Source organism: Ralstonia sp. 22111 (assembly GCF_052045895.1).
In the GTDB taxonomy this organism is placed as follows: domain Bacteria; phylum Pseudomonadota; class Gammaproteobacteria; order Burkholderiales; family Burkholderiaceae; genus Ralstonia; species Ralstonia wenshanensis.
Map to the genome: position 1 here is coordinate 338,491 of NZ_JBQEPR010000004.1, position 16,102 is coordinate 354,592.

General features: G+C 66.1%; 15 protein-coding genes and 1 pseudogene. 5 read left to right on the forward strand and 11 right to left on the reverse strand.

What is annotated here, in order from left to right; genetic code table 11:
- Window positions 1–48: 48 nt before the first annotated feature.
- Window positions 49–1,368, reverse strand: a complete 1,320-nt coding sequence (locus tag ACTJK4_RS13390) for an Nramp family divalent metal transporter (protein ID WP_440818116.1) — start codon at window positions 1,366–1,368, stop codon at window positions 49–51.
- Between the two features lie 233 nt (window positions 1,369–1,601).
- On the opposite strand from ACTJK4_RS13390, the gene ACTJK4_RS13395 reads away from it, so the two are divergent.
- Both ACTJK4_RS13395 and ACTJK4_RS13400 read left to right on the forward strand, forming a co-directional pair.
- Window positions 1,602–2,279 carry a response regulator gene (locus tag ACTJK4_RS13395; protein ID WP_004631528.1) on the forward strand — a complete coding sequence of 226 codons (678 nt, stop codon included), beginning with the start codon at window positions 1,602–1,604 and terminating at the stop codon, window positions 2,277–2,279.
- The gene (locus ACTJK4_RS13400) at window positions 2,276–3,763 is read left to right on the forward strand and encodes an ATP-binding protein (protein WP_260803233.1); all 1,488 of its coding nucleotides are present in this window, start codon (window positions 2,276–2,278) and stop codon (window positions 3,761–3,763) included. Before ACTJK4_RS13395 ends, ACTJK4_RS13400 begins: the two co-directional genes overlap by 4 nt.
- 37 nt (window positions 3,764–3,800) lie before the next feature.
- Here the strand turns inward: ACTJK4_RS13400 and ACTJK4_RS13405 are convergent, their stop codons facing one another.
- The 4 genes and pseudogenes from ACTJK4_RS13405 to ACTJK4_RS13420 form a co-directional block, all read right to left on the reverse strand.
- Window positions 3,801–4,412, reverse strand: coding sequence for an NAD(P)-dependent oxidoreductase (locus ACTJK4_RS13405; RefSeq protein WP_440818117.1), 612 nt, complete (start codon window positions 4,410–4,412; stop codon window positions 3,801–3,803).
- 96 nt (window positions 4,413–4,508) lie between these two features.
- Window positions 4,509–4,946, reverse strand: coding sequence for an Rrf2 family transcriptional regulator (locus tag ACTJK4_RS13410; protein ID WP_440818118.1), 438 nt, complete (start codon window positions 4,944–4,946; stop codon window positions 4,509–4,511).
- Window positions 4,947–5,019: 73 nt separating this feature from the next.
- Window positions 5,020–5,654, reverse strand: a pseudogene (locus ACTJK4_RS13415) (FMN-dependent NADH-azoreductase).
- A 20-nt stretch (window positions 5,655–5,674) separates the two neighbouring features.
- The gene (locus ACTJK4_RS13420; RefSeq protein ID WP_440818119.1) at window positions 5,675–6,004 is read right to left on the reverse strand and encodes a DMT family transporter; all 330 of its coding nucleotides are present in this window, start codon (window positions 6,002–6,004) and stop codon (window positions 5,675–5,677) included.
- 332 nt (window positions 6,005–6,336) lie between these two features.
- Here ACTJK4_RS13420 and ACTJK4_RS13425 point away from each other — a divergent pair, with 332 nt between their 5' ends.
- A complete protein-coding gene (locus tag ACTJK4_RS13425; protein ID WP_440818120.1) occupies window positions 6,337–7,035 on the forward strand; it encodes an HAD-IA family hydrolase in 699 nt (232 codons plus the stop codon).
- A complete protein-coding gene (locus tag ACTJK4_RS13430) occupies window positions 7,032–8,225 on the forward strand; it encodes an amidohydrolase (RefSeq protein WP_440818121.1) in 1,194 nt (397 codons plus the stop codon). The genes ACTJK4_RS13425 and ACTJK4_RS13430 overlap by 4 nt, the downstream gene beginning before the upstream one ends.
- A gap of 38 nt (window positions 8,226–8,263) precedes the next feature.
- Here ACTJK4_RS13430 and ACTJK4_RS13435 read toward each other — a convergent pair whose 3' ends face one another.
- The 6 genes from ACTJK4_RS13435 to ACTJK4_RS13460 all read right to left on the reverse strand — a co-directional run bounded on the left by ACTJK4_RS13435 (window position 8,264) and on the right by ACTJK4_RS13460 (window position 14,370).
- Complete coding sequence (locus ACTJK4_RS13435) at window positions 8,264–9,589, reverse strand: NAD(P)/FAD-dependent oxidoreductase (protein WP_260803226.1); 1,326 nt, start codon at window positions 9,587–9,589, stop codon at window positions 8,264–8,266.
- 20 nt (window positions 9,590–9,609) lie between these two features.
- Window positions 9,610–10,329: a cupin domain-containing protein gene (locus ACTJK4_RS13440; protein ID WP_440818122.1), complete on the reverse strand. Its 720-nt coding sequence runs from the start codon at window positions 10,327–10,329 to the stop codon at window positions 9,610–9,612.
- 50 nt (window positions 10,330–10,379) lie between these two features.
- Window positions 10,380–10,874 carry an Lrp/AsnC family transcriptional regulator gene (locus tag ACTJK4_RS13445; RefSeq protein WP_039599256.1) on the reverse strand — a complete coding sequence of 165 codons (495 nt, stop codon included), beginning with the start codon at window positions 10,872–10,874 and terminating at the stop codon, window positions 10,380–10,382.
- A 90-nt stretch (window positions 10,875–10,964) separates the two neighbouring features.
- Window positions 10,965–12,365, reverse strand: coding sequence for an aspartate aminotransferase family protein (locus tag ACTJK4_RS13450; RefSeq protein ID WP_440818123.1), 1,401 nt, complete (start codon window positions 12,363–12,365; stop codon window positions 10,965–10,967).
- 156 nt (window positions 12,366–12,521) lie between these two features.
- Window positions 12,522–13,454, reverse strand: coding sequence for a 2-hydroxyacid dehydrogenase (locus tag ACTJK4_RS13455; RefSeq protein WP_440818124.1), 933 nt, complete (start codon window positions 13,452–13,454; stop codon window positions 12,522–12,524).
- A gap of 28 nt (window positions 13,455–13,482) precedes the next feature.
- The gene (locus ACTJK4_RS13460) at window positions 13,483–14,370 is read right to left on the reverse strand and encodes a GNAT family N-acetyltransferase (protein WP_440818125.1); all 888 of its coding nucleotides are present in this window, start codon (window positions 14,368–14,370) and stop codon (window positions 13,483–13,485) included.
- Window positions 14,371–14,564: 194 nt separating this feature from the next.
- Here ACTJK4_RS13460 and ACTJK4_RS13465 point away from each other — a divergent pair, with 194 nt between their 5' ends.
- Window positions 14,565–16,094, forward strand: a complete 1,530-nt coding sequence (locus ACTJK4_RS13465) for an aldehyde dehydrogenase family protein (RefSeq protein WP_440818126.1) — start codon at window positions 14,565–14,567, stop codon at window positions 16,092–16,094.
- Window positions 16,095–16,102: the final 8 nt, after the last annotated feature.

Sequence of the window (16,102 nt, forward strand, 5' to 3'; positions counted from 1 at the left end):
CGGCCCCGTGCGCGGATTTTTAGTGGGGGGATTCCCGAAATGCGCGTATCAGCCCGCCAGTACCTGCCACACCAGCCATACATTGGCGACGCCGATGACGACGAACAGGCCCCACGCCAGCCACGACGTTAACCGGCTGTTAACAAAGACGCCCATCAGGGTGCGATCGCCCGTCATGCGGATCAGCGGAAACATCGCAAACGGCAACTGCAGGCCGAGCACCACCTGACTGATGACGAGCAGCTTGCCGATGGCGTGGTCGCCCAGCATCGCCACGCCGATAAACGCGGGAATCAATGCCAGGGCTCGCGTGATCAACCGCCGCTGCCAGCAGGGCATGCGCAAATCGAGGAAGCCCTCCATGAGGATTTGCCCCGCGATGGTGCCGGTAAAGGTCGAGCTTTGCCCCGCTGCCAGCAACGCGATACCGAACAGCAGCCCCGCAAGTGCCGTCCCGACGATGGGCTCCAGCAGGTGGTAGGCGTCCTCGATGTCAGCCACGTTCTGATGGCCGTGCGCGTTGAATGCCGCTGCCGCCAGGATCAGGATTGCGCCGTTCACAAGCAGGGCCAGGCCCAGCGACGCGATGGTGTCCAGCCGCGACAGGCCGATGGCCTCGCGCTTGGCATCTTCGGTGTTGGCCGTCATGCGCGTCTGCACGATGGACGAGTGCAGGTACAGGTTATGCGGCATCACCGTGGCGCCGAGGATGCCGATGGCCAGATACAGCGGCTCGCGCTGGCTCACGGCCTGCCACGACGGCATCAGCCCGGCCGCCACTGAAGGCCAGTGCGGTTTGATGAGCACGAGTTCAACGAAGTAGCACAGCCCAATCGTGAGAATGAGCCCCAGCACGATGGCTTCCAGTTGGCGGAAGTTTTTGCCCTTCAGGCCAAGCACGATCAGCGTGTCCAGCGCGGTGAGCGCCACGCCCCACAGGATCGGCACGCCCAGCAGCAGATGGAAGGCCAGCGCGCAGCCCAGCACCTCGGCCAGGTCGCACGCAATGATGGACAGCTCTGCCAGAAGCCATTGCACGCGCAATGCGCCGGGCTGATAGCGGTTGCGGGAAGCACGCGCCAAGTCCATGCCGGTGACGATGCCCAACCGCGCCGACAGGCACTGCAGCACCATGGCCGCCAGGCTGGAGAGCACCACCACGAACAGCAACGCATAGCCGTAGCGCGAGCCGGCTTCGATGTCGGTGGCCCAGTTGCCCGGGTCCATATAACCGACCGACACCAGCAGCCCCGGCCCCGCAAAGCGCAGCAGCTTCTTCCACAGCGGCAGGCCTGGCGGCACGGCAACGGTGCCGCGCACCTCGGATGGACAGAACGGCGCGGTGGCGGTGGTGGGCAGGCGGAACATGCGCGGCGGCTTAAGGAAAATGCAATCGGAATTTTGGAATGATAGCTAAATGCAACGTTGCATGCCCGGACCCGCGTCCGGTATGTGTTCGCGAGGCGACTTCCTCGTCACATGTCTCAACACATTTAAGGCAAAGCTCAGTCCGTTGCGGTAGATTTCGACCTTCACCGGCGCCTGTTTCCCACGCGCCGGTTGTCCGTTTACCGTCATTACCGCCGCCGAGATTCCCGCGCATGAACGCCATCCTCCTTATCGAAGACGATTTGCCGCTGGGCACCGCACTGGCCCGCGCGCTGCGTCAGGCCGGCTACAACGCGACCTGGGTGCGCCGCCTGGTCGACGCGCAGAAATGGATCACCACCAACACCTTCGAAGCCATCGTGCTGGACCTGGGGTTGCCCGATGGTGAGGGTCATACCTTCCTGGAAGAACTGCGCGCCGCGCACAGCGACGTGCCCGTCATCATTGCGAGCGCGCGCGATGCGCTGTCGGAACGCCTCAAGGGGCTGGATTCCGGCGCGGACGATTTTCTCGTCAAGCCGTTTCCCGTGGACGAACTCATCGCCCGCCTGCGCGCCGTACTGCGCCGGCATGCGGGGCAAAGCACCAACCAGTGGAACGTCGGCAACCTGGTGGTGGAGCCCTCGCAGAAGCGCGTGACGCAAGAGGGCCAGGTCATCGAACTCACGCCGCGCGAATACCAACTGCTGCTTGAACTTGTGCGCCGCGCCCACCGCTGGGTGCCGCGCGAAACGCTCATGGACGCGCTCTATCGTGAGGGCGACAGCGTCAGTGCCAACGCGCTCGAAGTCGTCATCCACCACCTGCGCCGCAAGCTCGGCAACGAAACCATCCAGACCATTCGCGGTGTCGGCTACATGATCGGCGGCAACCGTGGGGCCGCCCAATGAAGCTGGCGGTTCCAGCCATCCTGCGGGTTCGCTCGCTGTCGTTCCGCCTGTATGTGCTGATCCTGCTGGCGCTGGTGTTGATGCTGCTGGTGCAGCTCGTCATCGCGCATCTGGAAATCTCGCGCACCAACAGCCGCCAGGTGGTGAGCGATCTGCGCATGTCGGCCCAGGCCTATGCGGACCTCACCACGCTCAACATGGATGACGTGCCGCGCCGCGAAGAATTCCTGCGCCGCCTCACCGACATCAAACTGGGCCTGTCGCTGCCCAACATCCTGCCGGGCGAATTCCGCTACGTGCTGTGCGATCGCGCCGGCAATGTCATCACCGCCTTCCCCGGTGCGCCCAACATGCCATGCGGCAAGGCGCAAGGCACCGTCGTCGAGATCATGCTGGAAGGCAAGCCGTGGCGCAGCTACACGGTCGACAGCGTCGACGGCAAGATTTCCGCCACGGTGGCGCAGCCGCTGACGGCCTACGAGCGCGCCATCCGCGATCTCTTCCAGGAAGTGGCGGTGGCGCTGGCCATCCTGGCGAGCGCGCTGATGGTGATGGTCGGCTGGGCCGCACACCAGGGCCTCAAGCCCCTGCGCACGCTCACGCGTCAGGTCGAGGCGCGCGATTCTGCCGACCTCGACCCCGTGCAGAGCGTGGAACATGCCGAACTGAAACCGCTGGTCGACGCTTTGAACGGACTGTTCGCGCGCGTGCGTCGCGGCATCGAGGCGGATCGCCGTTTCTTTGCCGATGCCGCGCACGAGCTGCGCACGCCGCTCGCCGCCATTCAGGCGCAGGCGTATGTCGTGTCGCATTCCGACAGCGAAGACGATCGTTCCACCGCGCTGCGCGAATTTGATCGCGGCATCTCGCGCGCAACGCAGTCGCTTGCCAAGCTGCTCGCCATCGCCCGGCTGGACGCGCGCCGCGTGGAGGCACAGCTTGCGCAGGGCGCGTTGTCCGACTTGGCGGGGTGCGCGCGCAGCGGCGTGATCCAGCAGGCTTCGCGCGCAGAGCGTCGCAACATCACGCTGTCGTACGACGGCGCCAACCAGGCGTGGGTCTCGGTATCGCACGAAGACGCTGCGACGCTGGTGGAAAACGTGCTCGACAACGCCGTGCGCGAAACGCCCAACGGCGGCGAGGTGCGCCTGGCCGTCAAGCGTATCGAGCAAGCCGGTGCGCCGATGGTCGAACTGCGCATAGAAGACTCCGGCCCCGGTATCCCGCCCGACGAGCGCGATCGCGTGTTCGAGCGTTTCTACCGCCCGCGCACCAGCCAGTCGCAGGGCAGCGGCCTGGGCTTGGCGATCGTGCGCCGTATCGTTGAACTGGGGAATGGCTCGGTGGCCATCGAAGACGGACTGGCGCATGCGGACGGCAGGGGCTGCGCGATCGTGATCCGCCTGCCGGCGCTGGATTCCACGCCCGAGCCGATCGAGCCCGATGACGCGCCTCCCGGCATGGCCGACACGCCCAGCCATTGATTGGCGCGCGCCGGCACAGACCTCCAGCTGCCGCTGATCAGTAACCGACCGTGAAACGCTGGCGCGGGTGTGCCGGCTTTTCTGTTTCGTCGAGGAAGGCGATGGCGAAGTCCTCCATCGAAATCCAGGGCTTGCCGTTCGCATCCACCAGCAGCGAATCCTTGCCGATGCGGAAGTGCCCCGTGCGCTGGCCCGGTTCGAAGATGGCCGACGGCGACACGAACGTCCAATTCAACTCGGTTTCCTTGCGCAGCGCGTTGAGGAAATCGCGGCCGGCCGAAGCTTCGTCAAAGTACTCCTTGGGGAACTGCGGCGTGTCGATCAGCGCGACCCCCGGGGCTACTTCCAGGCTGCCCGCGCCACCGACCACCAGCAGGCGCGGCACGGCGGCCTTCTTCACCGCACCAACAATCTGCTCGGCATTGGATTGCAAGAAACGTACGGTGCTATAGACCACATCGTTGCCGGCAAGCGCGGCAACGAGGCCAGCCTGGTCGGCCACGTCGACATCCTTGGTGGTCAGCCCCGCGCGTGCGGGCAGTTTCGACGCGGTGCGCGCAATGGCCGTCACCTGATGGCCTCGGCGTAGCGCTTCGTCGATCAGGCGGGTGCCCACGTGCCCCGTGGCGCCGATGATTGCGATCTTCATGGTCAATTCCTTGTAGTTGGGTGGGTGGCTGAAACGTTATATGTAATTGCTGTAGTTACATATAGGGGTAAAAAAATAGGCCGCCATGCGGCCCGGCTAGGCCCGGCGACGGCGGCGCTGTGCGTGTCCGACCTCGCTGAGGATGCCGGCGATGGTTTGCACCGCCAGCTCGGCTTCCAGCGCGGCTTGCGCGCGTTCGGTCACGCGCTCCAGCACGCCGGTGATCTCGCGGCCGACCTCGCACGCCGGGTTGGGCGCATTGGGCGGCAGCGCAATCAGCACCGGAGATTCCACCACGCGAAATACGTCGAGCAGCGTGATGCGGTCTGCCGGTCGCGCGAGAGTGGCGCCGCCCGTCGCGCCCATCTGCGAGGTCACGAAACCGGCGTCGGCCAACTGCGCCACCAACCGCCGGATGAGCGCCGGGTTCGTTCCCACGCTGCCAGCGATGAGCGATGACGGCACCGGCCCCTCCGTACTGGCGAGCAGGGTCAGGATGTGTACGGCGACGGCGAAGCGGCTGCTGGTGGACATGGCGGCAAGCGTAAAGTGTAACCATGTTAGATACACTTTGACGTGCAGTCAACCTGGCTGGAAGATGTGTGCTTCAAAAGGCTGCGCCCAACGCCGCCGCCCGCGCGTTGGCGTCGGCCTTGGTCGCCGCGAGCAGATCGGGCGCCGTCAGCGTGGGGGCGGCGCTGATCTCCGTAACGTCTTCAATGCCGAGAAAACGCAGCCAGCGGCGCAGATAGGGCTTCTGGAAATCGTCGGGCGATTCGCTCGCGCCTTCCGTGTGCGCTGCGTATGCGCCGGCGCTGGCGTAGATAAGCGCCGCCTTCTTGCCCGAGAGCAGCGCCTGATAGCCCGTGGCGGCCGACCAGTTCCAGTTCTGCCCCGGCAGCGTCACCACATCTTGAGCCGATACGGCACTCCGAAATTCCACATCGGAACGGAAAAGAGGTAATGATCGGCCGCGTTGAAGCGCTGCCACAACGCCACGGCGCGCTGCCATTGCGCATGCTGTTCCGGCGTGGCGTTCTGGGTGCGCAGGACGGCAAACTTGGCGCCGATCATGTCGGCGTCGAACTCTGGCAGGTCGATGCTCTTGCTCCATAAGTCGATCGTGTCGATCTCGTGGCCGGGGTGCGCGGTGCGGTAGGCGTTGAGAAACTGCTTTGCCACGTCGATGGAGTGGGACAGCGTTTTCATGGGAGAGGCTTCGATATAGAGCAGGCGGGTCATGAGGGGCTCCTGGTGCGGTCTTACGCTGCGTTAAAGAAATTGAGGCCAACGGTGCCGGCAATCACCAGCCCGATGCACGCCAGGCGCGCGGGCTGCAGGCTTTCGCCAAAGAGCACGATGCCGAGCACCGTCACCCCCACCGAGCCGATGCCCGTCCAGATGGCGTAGGCCGTGCCGGCAGGCAGGCCGCGCATGGCATGCGTGAGTAGGAAGACGCTGGCAAGCGCCGCCACGATGCCGAGCACACTAGGGATGGGTCGCGTCCACCCTTGCGCAAATTTGAGCGAGATCGCCATGGCGATCTCCACAGCGCCGGCTGCCAGCAGCCAGAGCCAGGCGGTTTGAAGCATGGGGCCTCCGTGGTTTCCGTTGCCGGGCCGGCAAGCGGATGCGTTGCGATGCACCCAGAGTAAGGACGGTGCGGCGCGGCAACAAGTACGCACCTGGAGGTAACCACCACGGGCGGCGCGGTTAAGGGTGTCCGGGCCTCCGGGCCTCCGGACGTCCGGGCGCCCACCAAACGATCTGCGCGCCGCGTCGGCAAAAACGCAATTCGCTGCCGTGTCGCGGCGCGCGATCGGCACCATCGTCGGCGCCGCTGCTCCTAAGCTAGACGCCATGCAAGGCGGCTTGCCGCCACCCTTGGATTCTTTCTGGCGTTCAACCACTCAGGAGCGTTGTCATGGCCCTTCGGGATTTCAAAGTGCTGACTTTCGACGTCGTCGGAACGTTGATCGATTTCGAGGGCGGCATGCTCGCCTACCTGCGCCGTGCGGTGCCCGACAGCAAGGTTACCGACGAGGATTTTCTGAGCGCCTATCGGGCCGCACGCAAACGCGGCCAGACCGAGTGGTACCCCGACGACCTGGTACCGTGCTGGCACATCGTCGCGCAGCAGCTTGGTTTGCCCGATACCGATACGCTGGCCCGCGGCTTTCGCGATTCGGTGGCCGAATGGCCGGCGTTTCCCGATTCGGTGGAGGCGCTGCAGCGGTTGAGCAAGCGCTTCAAGCTCGTCACCATGACCAACGCGCAATCGTGGGCGCTCGACCATTTCCAGCGGACGCTGGGCGCACCGTTCGACCTGCTGCTCAGCTGCGACGATGCCTTGTGCGAGAAGCCCGATGCGCGGTATTTCGCCTACGCACGCGGCCGCTATGAAGGCGCGTGGGGCTTCAAGCAGGGCGACAACCTGCACGTGGCGCAGAGCCAGTACCACGACATCGGCATCGCGAAGCGCCTCGGCATCACCACCTGCTGGATCGAGCGCCGGCACGGCATGAAGGATTCGGGCGGCACCATCGAATCCGAGCACACCGTGCCTGACTACCATTTTCATACGCTGGCCCAGTTGGCCGATGCGGTCGAGGCCGGCAAGTGAAGCGAGACGACATTGCCGGGCCGGTCGCCGATCTGCTGCCGGACCTCGTGGCACTGCGCCGCGACCTGCACGCGAATCCGGAGCTCGCCTACGAAGAACACCGTACGGCGGGCATCGTCGCGCAGTCGCTGCGGGTGTTGGGGCTGGCGGTGGAGGAGGGCATCGGCGGCACCGGCGTAGTGGGTACGCTGCGCGGCGGCCAGGGCACACGCAGCGTTGCGCTGCGTGCCGACATGGATGCACTGCCGATGGTGGAGCTGGGCCGCTCAGCGCACGCGAGCCGCATGCAGGGCAAGCACCACGGCTGCGGGCATGACGGGCACACGAGCATGCTGATCGGTGCGGCGCGCCAACTCGCGCGAACGGGTGTCGACGGCACGGTCCACTTCATCTTCCAGCCAGCCGAAGAGGGCCAGGCCGGCGCGCGCCGGATGATTGAAGACGGCCTGTTCGAGCGTTTTCCGTGCGACAGCGTCTATGCGCTGCATAACTGGCCGGATCTGCCGCTGGGGCACGCGCAGACGCGGCCCGGCCCGATCATGGCGGCAGCAGACCGGTTCGACATCACCGTGCGCGGGCGTGGCGGGCATGCGGCCCAGCCCCACCACACGCCGGATGCCATCCTCGCGGCCAGCCAGCTGGTGGCGCAGCTGCACACCATCGTGTCGCGGCGGATTGATCCGAACGAATCGGCGGTGTTGTCCGTCACGCGCATCGAAGGCGGACACAGCCATAACGTGCTGCCGGCCGAAGTGCGCATCACCGGCACCGTGCGCAGCTTTGATGCCGTATCGCAGGATCGCATCGAGGCGGCGTTGCGCGACACGGCCAATGGCATCGCGCTGGGCAGCGGCACGCAGGTGGAGGTGGACTACCGCCGCTATTACCCGGCCACCATCAACACGCCGGCCGAGGCGCTGCTCGCGTTGGACGCGGCGCAAGCGATCGGCCTGGAGGCTGCAGAGGCGCCACGCGCTGCATTCACCTCAGAAGACTTCGCTTTCATGTTGCAGCGCAAGCCTGGCGCCTATCTCTGGCTCGGCCAAGGCCGTGCCGGCGCCGGCCCCGATGGCGAACACCCGCTGCACCACCCGTGCTACGACTTCAACGACGACGCGTTGCCGCTGGGCGTGCGCTGGTTTTGCGAAGTCGCCCGCCGCGCGTTGGCCGCCGTTCCATCGGCTTCTTGAACCGCGGCCACGCGCGTCGCCTTGCCGATATTGCTGCCTTAGAAATCTGCGACCTTGCCCCAGGCCGAGTGCTTGAAACGCGCCGGGTCGTAGGGGGCAGGGTCGAAGATCGGCTTTTCACCGGTCACCAGATCGGCGATCAGATGACCGGCGCCGGGGCCGATACCGAACCCGTGGCCCGAGAAGCCCGCGGCCAAAATGAACCCGGGAATCTCCGGCACTTCGCCGATACCGGGCACGCCGTCCGGGGTGTTGTCCACGAAACCGGCCCAGGCGTTGGCGACGCCTGCTTGGCCCAGCACCGGCAGCAGTTCAACAGCGCGGTTGTAGGTTTGTCTGACGGCCGCTGCATCGGGCCGCGGGTCGAGGATGCGCATGCGCTCCATGGGCGTGGGGGCATCGAGCCGCCACCGCGCGAGTGTTTCGTGGCCGGCGCGAATGCCTTCCAATCCGCCCGGAAACACATTGCGCCAGCGCTTTGCGAACATCGGCAGAAACTGCGGGGCGAAGCGCAGCAACTGCGCGGTTGGGTCCACGCGCCCGCGCCCGCTGATGGCCAGGTTGTAGCTGCCATCGCTGCGGCGGGTGATGGAAACGCGTGCAGTGTGCAAGGCGTCTGGCACCGGCTCGGTCACGCCCGTCACCCGCACGATGGACTGGCGAACGGTGGCCTGCGGAAAGCGGATGCCCAATTGGCGACAGAACGACGAGGCCCAAGCGCCGCCGGCAAACACCACGGTGCGGGTCTTGATGGTCCCGGCTTCCGTGACGACGCCGCTCACGCGGCCGCCCGCGACCTCAATGCCCCGTGCAGCGCAGTTCTGGTGAACAGTCCCGCCGAGCTTCATGAGCGCAGCCGCCACAGATGGCGCCGCCTTGGCAGGGTCCGCCGTGCCGTCGCTCGGTGAGAACACGCCGCCCTTCCAAGCGCGACCGGTGAGGCGGCCACGCTCGGAGGCCTCAGTGCTGCTCAGCATGTGCGTGGTCACGCCGGCCGTCTTTGCGAAATCGCGCCACTTCGTCCAGCGGGCAAGTTCTTCTTCGTCGTTGCTCAGATAGAGCAGGCCGCAGCGGCGGAAACCTGTGTCTTCTCCCGTGTCAGCGGCAAACTGCTCCCACAGTTCAAGGCTCTTGGTGGCCATCGGCAGTTCACGTGCATCGCGGTTTTGCTGTCGGCACCAGCCCCAATTGCGGCTCGACTGTTCGGCACCGATGCGGCCCTTTTCGACCACGGCCACCGACACGCCGCGCCTGGCCAGGTAATAGGCAGCAAAGACGCCGATGATGCCGCCGCCGATCACGACGACGTCGGCCTGCGCTGGAAGGGAAGAGGCGCTCTCGATGAGGCGCAACGGCTGGGACATGACTCGTGCTCCTCGTTCGTTCAGGCCTGTGCGTTCTGCACCACGTAGAACTTGGCGACGCGCTCTGTGCTTTGCCATCCGATGGCGGTGCCCTGCGGCACGAAGATGGCATCGCCGGTGCCAACGGACAGCACGTTGCCATCCGGGCCAGCGAATTGCACACCGCCATCGAGCACGTACATGAACTCGTTCACCGGATGCGCGCGCACGATGCGGTGATACGGCGTCGAGTCCCACGTGCCCGCACGGTATTGCGTTGGCTCGTCGGTGAAGACGTTATCGCTGCGACACTGCGGAACCGGCCCGATCAGCACTTCGGGCGCGGGTCCACCCGAGGGTTTGAAGTCCGCATCGGCGTGCAGCGGGATGAGCGCCGGCGTGGTCGGTGTGTTGATGACAGCAGCGCAGAACACGAATCGAACGCCGGCGGCAGCCTCGATGCGCACCGCTGTGCCGGATGCAATGACCGCGCCGGAGCCCGTGCCGATCACCTGGGGTGCCGAGCCCGGCGCCGTGAGCGTCAACTCGCCCCCCACGACGGCGAGCGTCTCCGTATGCGGAAAGCTAGCGACATCCCGCTCGCCGACAAAGGTCGCCCGCCCCGCGCTCATTGCGTTTGGCCCTTCCCAGGCAATCTCCCGTTCTTGCGCGAAGGGGTCGTTTGGGCTCAGGGCGGCTTGCCGGAACTCGGTTGAGATTGGGGCGCCGTCGGCGCGGTGCAGCATCAGGGCGGTTGTCATGCAGGGTGGGTCCTCACCGTATCCAACAGTGGACTCGGTTTCGAGAGGCGTCAGCGTTGGTTGGGAAAGAGCCGTTCGATCGGACAGTGCGTTTTGATGAACGGCGATTTGATGACGATGTAGCTGAAATACTTGGCAATGCCGATGTTGCGTTCCAACAGGTCTTCAATCACTTCCTGGTAGTGGTTGACGCCCCGCGTGATGAAGCGCAGCAGGTAGTCGTAGCCGCCGGAGAGCAGGTGGCATTCGAGCACTTCGTCCACCTCGCGGATGGCAGCTTCGAAGCGCACGAAAGTTTCGCGGTGGTGGTCCGACAACGTGACCTCGGTGAAGACGGTCAGCGTGTCGCCCAGCTTTTCCAGGCGGATGTGCGCGCCGTAGCCGGAGATGTAGCCGGCCTGCTCCAGGCGCTTGACGCGGATCAGGCACGGGCTCGGCGACAGGCCCACGGCGTCGGCCAGGTCCACGTTCGTCATGCGCCCGTTCTTCTGTAGTTGGGCGAGGATGCGCAGGTCCAGACGATCGATCTTGAGAGCTTCGGTCATGGCAGGGGCGAAGGCGTGGAAGATAGATCCGATTCTGCGGCAGCCGGTGTCTTTTGTGTCAGCTTGTTGGGCCTGTTGCTACTGGTTGCATCAGGCGAGCGCCGCACGCACGGCCGGCATGGCCAGCACGTCGTCGAGCGTCTTTTTCAGGCGCGCGAAGAGTTGGGCGAATTCGTCTTCGGTGTAGGTCAGCGCGGGGGCAAAGCCGAGGATGTTGTCGCCAAACGCGCGGAACACGAGGCCGTTGCCATAGGCAGCCGAGGCAATCAGGTTGGGCAGGCCAAGTGCGGCATCGAAGCCCAGCTTGGTGGCCTTGTCGCTCACGAGTTCCAGCGCGCCCAGCAGGCCGCGATGGCGTGAGTCGCCCACCAGCGGATGCGTGAGCAACCCGTCCAGTCCCGCCGCAAAACTGGCCGCGCCGCGCTGGCCGTTGGCGAGGATGCCGCCTTCTTCGTACAGGCGCAGCACTTCGAGCGCCACGGCCGCGCTCACCGGATGGGCCGAATACGTCGCCCCGTGGCCGATCGGCACACCGGCGGGGGCGCCGTCGGCAATGCCCGCGTAGATCTGGTCGGAGACCATCGTTGCGCCCATCGGCACATAGCCTGCCGTAAGCCCCTTGGCCATCGTCATGATGTCGGGGTCGACGCCTTCGGCATCGCAGGCAAACATCGGGCCGGTGCGCCCGAAGCCGGTGATGACTTCATCCACGACGAACAGAATGCCCAGTTCGCGCGTAGCGTCGCGCATGGCTTTCAGCCAGCCCTTGGGCGGGACGATCACGCCACCGGAGCCCTGGATCGGCTCACAGAAGAATGCGGCGACGTTGTCTGCGCCCAGCTCCGCCACCTTGGCGCGCAATGCCGCCACCGAAGCTGCGATGATGCCCTGCGAGTCTGCCGGGTTTGCCGCGCGGTATGGATTGGGCGAAGCGATGTAGTGCTGCGTCGGCAGCGGCAAGTCGAAATCACGATGGAACGCCGGCAGCGCCGTCAGCCCCGCGCCCGTGGACGACGAACCGTGATACCCGCGCTCGAGTGAAATGAAATGCTTCTTCGCCGGCTTGCCGACGGCATTGAAGTACTGGACGATGAAACGTACCGCCGCATCCACCGCCTCAGACCCACCCAGCGTGAGATAGACGTGATTGAGCGAGCGCGGCGTGATCTGCACAAGCTTGTTGGCCAGGCGGATGGCGGGCTCGCTGCTGAAATGGAAGTAGCCCGTGGCGTAGGGTAGGCGGCGCATCTGCTCGGCGGCCGCCTGCACCACGCTCTCCTGGCCATAGCCGACGTTGACGCACCAGAGGCCCGCGAAGGCGTCGAGTAACTCGTTGCCGTGTGCGTCGGTCAGCCACGCACCGCGTCCGGATGCCAGCACGGTGGGCCCGCGTTGCTCATGGGTGCGCCAGGAGGCGACCGGGTGGATCAGGTGCGCGCGGTCGATGGCGTCAAGCGAGGCAAGTTGGGGCAGATCGGTGAGCTGGGTCATGGCAGAGTCCGTTCGCGCAATGAAGGCAATCAATGGACTCAAGAGTAGGCCGTGGCGCCTGAGGCTTGGTGCTGCTTTGCGCGGGAAGAACGCAGCGTGCTGCTGTTGTTCGGCGCGCAGCAGCAGATCGTGCGGCGCGCCGTTTGATACGTGGTTTCAGTAGCCGCGCGAGCGGTCCACCAGCCCGACCATGGGCTCGCCGGCGGTAAAGCGGCGCAGGTTGTCGATGACCACCGCTGCTGCGGAAAGCGGTTGCGTCATGCTGGCAATGTGCGGCGTGATGTGGATGCGCGGATGGCGCCACAACACATGGCTGGCGGGCAGCGGTTCGGGGTCGGTCACGTCGAGCATGGCTTCGCTGAGCTGCCCACTGTCAAGCGCTGCAAGCAGGTCGTCGCTCACCAGTTGCGGGCCGCGGCCAACGTGCACCAGCGCGGCGCCTTGCGGCAATTGTGCGAACAGCGCTGCGTTCAGCACGCCGCGCGTGGCATCGGTTAACGGCATCAAGCAGATCAGGATGTCGGTGCGCGCCAGGAAGGCTGCGAGTTCCTCTTGCCCGGCAAAGCACTGCACGCCGTCGATGGCATGGCGCGATCGGCTCGAGCCCGCGCAGTCGAAACCGAAACCCTGCAACTGGGCCAGCACGGCCTGCCCAAGCGAGCCGAGCCCGAGCACGCCAATGCGGCGTTCATTGGCCGGCCGCACCGGCAGCGGGCGCCACTGTTCCGCCTGCTGCTGGCGGCGGTAGGCTGGAATGTCGCGGTGCAGGCTCAGCACGGCATGCGTGACGTACTCCACCATGCCGCGCACGATGCCGGGCTCCACCATGCGCACCACGGGCAGTGCGGGCGGCAGCGCCGCAAAGTTGAATTGATCGACCCCCGCGCCCGAGGAGAACAGCACCTCCAGGTGCGGGAACTGCGTCGCAATATCGGCGGGCGGCTCCCAGGCTGCAAGAAAGCGCACCCGTAGCGGATCGCCGATGTCGGGCCAGATGCGGAAGTCGATGTCGGGCGCGTGCTGGCGGAAGACCTCCGCCCATTGCCGGCCGCGAACAGGGTCGGACTTGTAGAGGAACGTAGTCGTCACGATGAGCGGTCGGCGCGGTGTTCGGGGTTCAACCCATTGCCTGGGTCACGATGGCAAACAGCGCGGGCGCGCCGGGTGGTGTGGCCAGCGGCTCGCCGCGCACCATGGTGGTGGGGGCGTCGACGCGCAGCAGGCCGATGCTCTCCAGCCACTCCGCCAGACCGCTGTCGAAGTCGATGTCGATGCGAGTGAAGTGGCCGGCGTTGATGCCCGCCAGATGCGCGATCAGCGCCTTGGCGCTCTCGGCGTCCGGGGCGACCACGGGGCCGATGGCGTGGCCGCGCCCGAATCGGCGCAGCATCGCAAAGCCGCGCGCCTCGCCATCGTCGTCCAGCACGACGCAGGCGTCTGCGCTGGCGAGCAGATCGTCGATCAGTGCATCGCGCGGCATGCCCCGCGCCTGCGCATCGAGCCGGCGCAAATCCGCAGCCTCATTGAGCCCGGCAGGGCGCAAGCGCCAGCCTGTGGGCAGGGCGATCAGCGGCGTGGGTTGGGCAACGCCCTGGTGCTGGCGGATCTCGCCGGTGCGCACAAAGCCCAGTCGCTCATACAAGCCGCGCCCTTCTGCGGTGGCATGCAGCAGCACGGTGTGGTTGTCCAGGCCGTCGAGCAGTGCGCTCATCAAGCGATGGCCGATGCGCCGGCCCTGGCATGCCGGCGTCACGATGACCAGCCCGATGGTGGCGTGGCGCGGCCCCCAGCGCCAACGTTGCGCGGTAGCGATGATCTGGCCGTCGCGCTCGGCGACGATGCCCTCGGCATGCGCAAAACTCTGCGCCCAGTCGGCCGGGCGGTGCGGCCAGCGCTGCTCTTCTGACAGGGCATGCGCCTGGGCCAGATCGTCGGCAGTCATGGGGCGCAGCAGCACGCCGTCGTCGGCGGGCAGGTTCTGTGCAGGTACGGACGAGGAAGACATGGGAGGTTCCTTCCGGCGAAGGATGAAGGTGGCACCGGCACTCATCTTGGACGACATCGCCGCCGGGAGCCAGATCGAATTCGGGTTTGCCCGCAATTTGCAAGCATCGTCTGTCGAGGGTGTGGGTTTCGCAATTCGATGCGGTAGCGCCCCCGGTTACGAAACCAAATGCCGAGCCTTCCTGCCTAGCATCAATGACCTCATTTCGATATGGGTGCCGGGCTTCGGCACCCCCCAATTTCGTGGCCAAATTTGACCCCCAGACCATCCGCGTACCTTCCGGCCATTTCATCGGCGGCAGGCTTGTGCCCGACGCCGGCCGCATCACCGTACGCCGCCCTTCCGACAACGCTGTGCATGCAGAGCTGCCGCTGGCGGACGCTTCCACCGTCGACGCTGCCGTGCAAGATGCGTGGCAGGCGTGGCGCACGACGGACTGGGCGCGCCGTGCACCGCGTGACCGGGCGCGCGTGCTGCGCCGCTGGGCCGACCTGATCGACGCCGACGTGGCCAACATGGCGCCGCTCGAGGCCGTGTGCTCCACCCGCCCGCTGCGCGACGCCGCCGCCTGGGACGTGCCATTCACCGCCGAGGGCCTGCGCTTCTTTGCCGAATACGCCGACAAGCTCGGCGGCGACGTGGCAGCCACGCGTCACGACAACCTCGGCATGGTGGTGGCCGAACCCTATGGCGTAGTCGGTGCGATCACGCCGTGGAATTTTCCGCTGGTGATGGTCTCGTGGAAGGTCGGTGCGGCGCTGGCTGCCGGCAACGCGGTCGTGCTCAAACCATCCGAGCTGACGCCATATTCGGCCATCCGGCTGGCCGAGTTGGCCATCGAAGCGGGCGTGCCGCCGGGCCTCTTCAACGTGGTGCAGGGAGATGGCCGCACCACGGGCGACGCGCTCACGCGGCATCCGCTGATCTCCAAGATGACCTTCACCGGCTCGACCCGCACCGGCGCCGCCATCATGGCGACCTGCGCCTCGCATGGCCCCAAGCCCGTCACGCTGGAGCTGGGTGGCAAGAGCCCGCAGCTCGTATTTGCTGACGCGCCGGATATCGACCGGCTGGCGGCCATTGTCGCGGGCGCCATCACCGGCAATGCAGGACAGGTGTGCGTGGCGGGCTCGCGCCTGATCGTGCAACGGCAGGTTGCCCAGGCATTGATCGAGCGCATCACCGCACGCTTTGCCGCGTTGCGGCCCGGCGCCACCTGGGACGACACCGCCACGCTGCCGCCGATCATTTCGGCGGCGCAGGCGGGGCGCATTCTCGACATCGTGGAGCGTTCGCGCGATGCCGGCGCGCAGGTGCGCTGCGGCGGGGGCCTGTTTGGCGACGGCCCCGGCGGGGCGTATTTCCAGCCCACGGTGCTCGAAGGCGTGCGCGCAGACAACCCGGCCGTGCAGGAAGAAATCTTCGGCCCTGTGCTGACGGTGCAAACCTTCGATGACGAAGAGGAAGGCCTGGCACTCGCCGCACACGAACACTACGGCCTGGCCGCCGGCGTGCACACCGCAGATATCGGACGCGCGCTGCGCGCCATGCGCGGCATCGCAGCGGGTACGGTCTGGATCAACCGCTATGGACGCAGCGCAGATTTCGTCATCCCCACCGGCGGCTATCACCAGTCGGGCATCGGCAAGGATCTGGGCCGGCAAGCCGTGGAGGCCAACCTGCGCTTCAAAAGTGTGCTGATCGATTTTGCTGCGACGCACTAGCGTGCCTT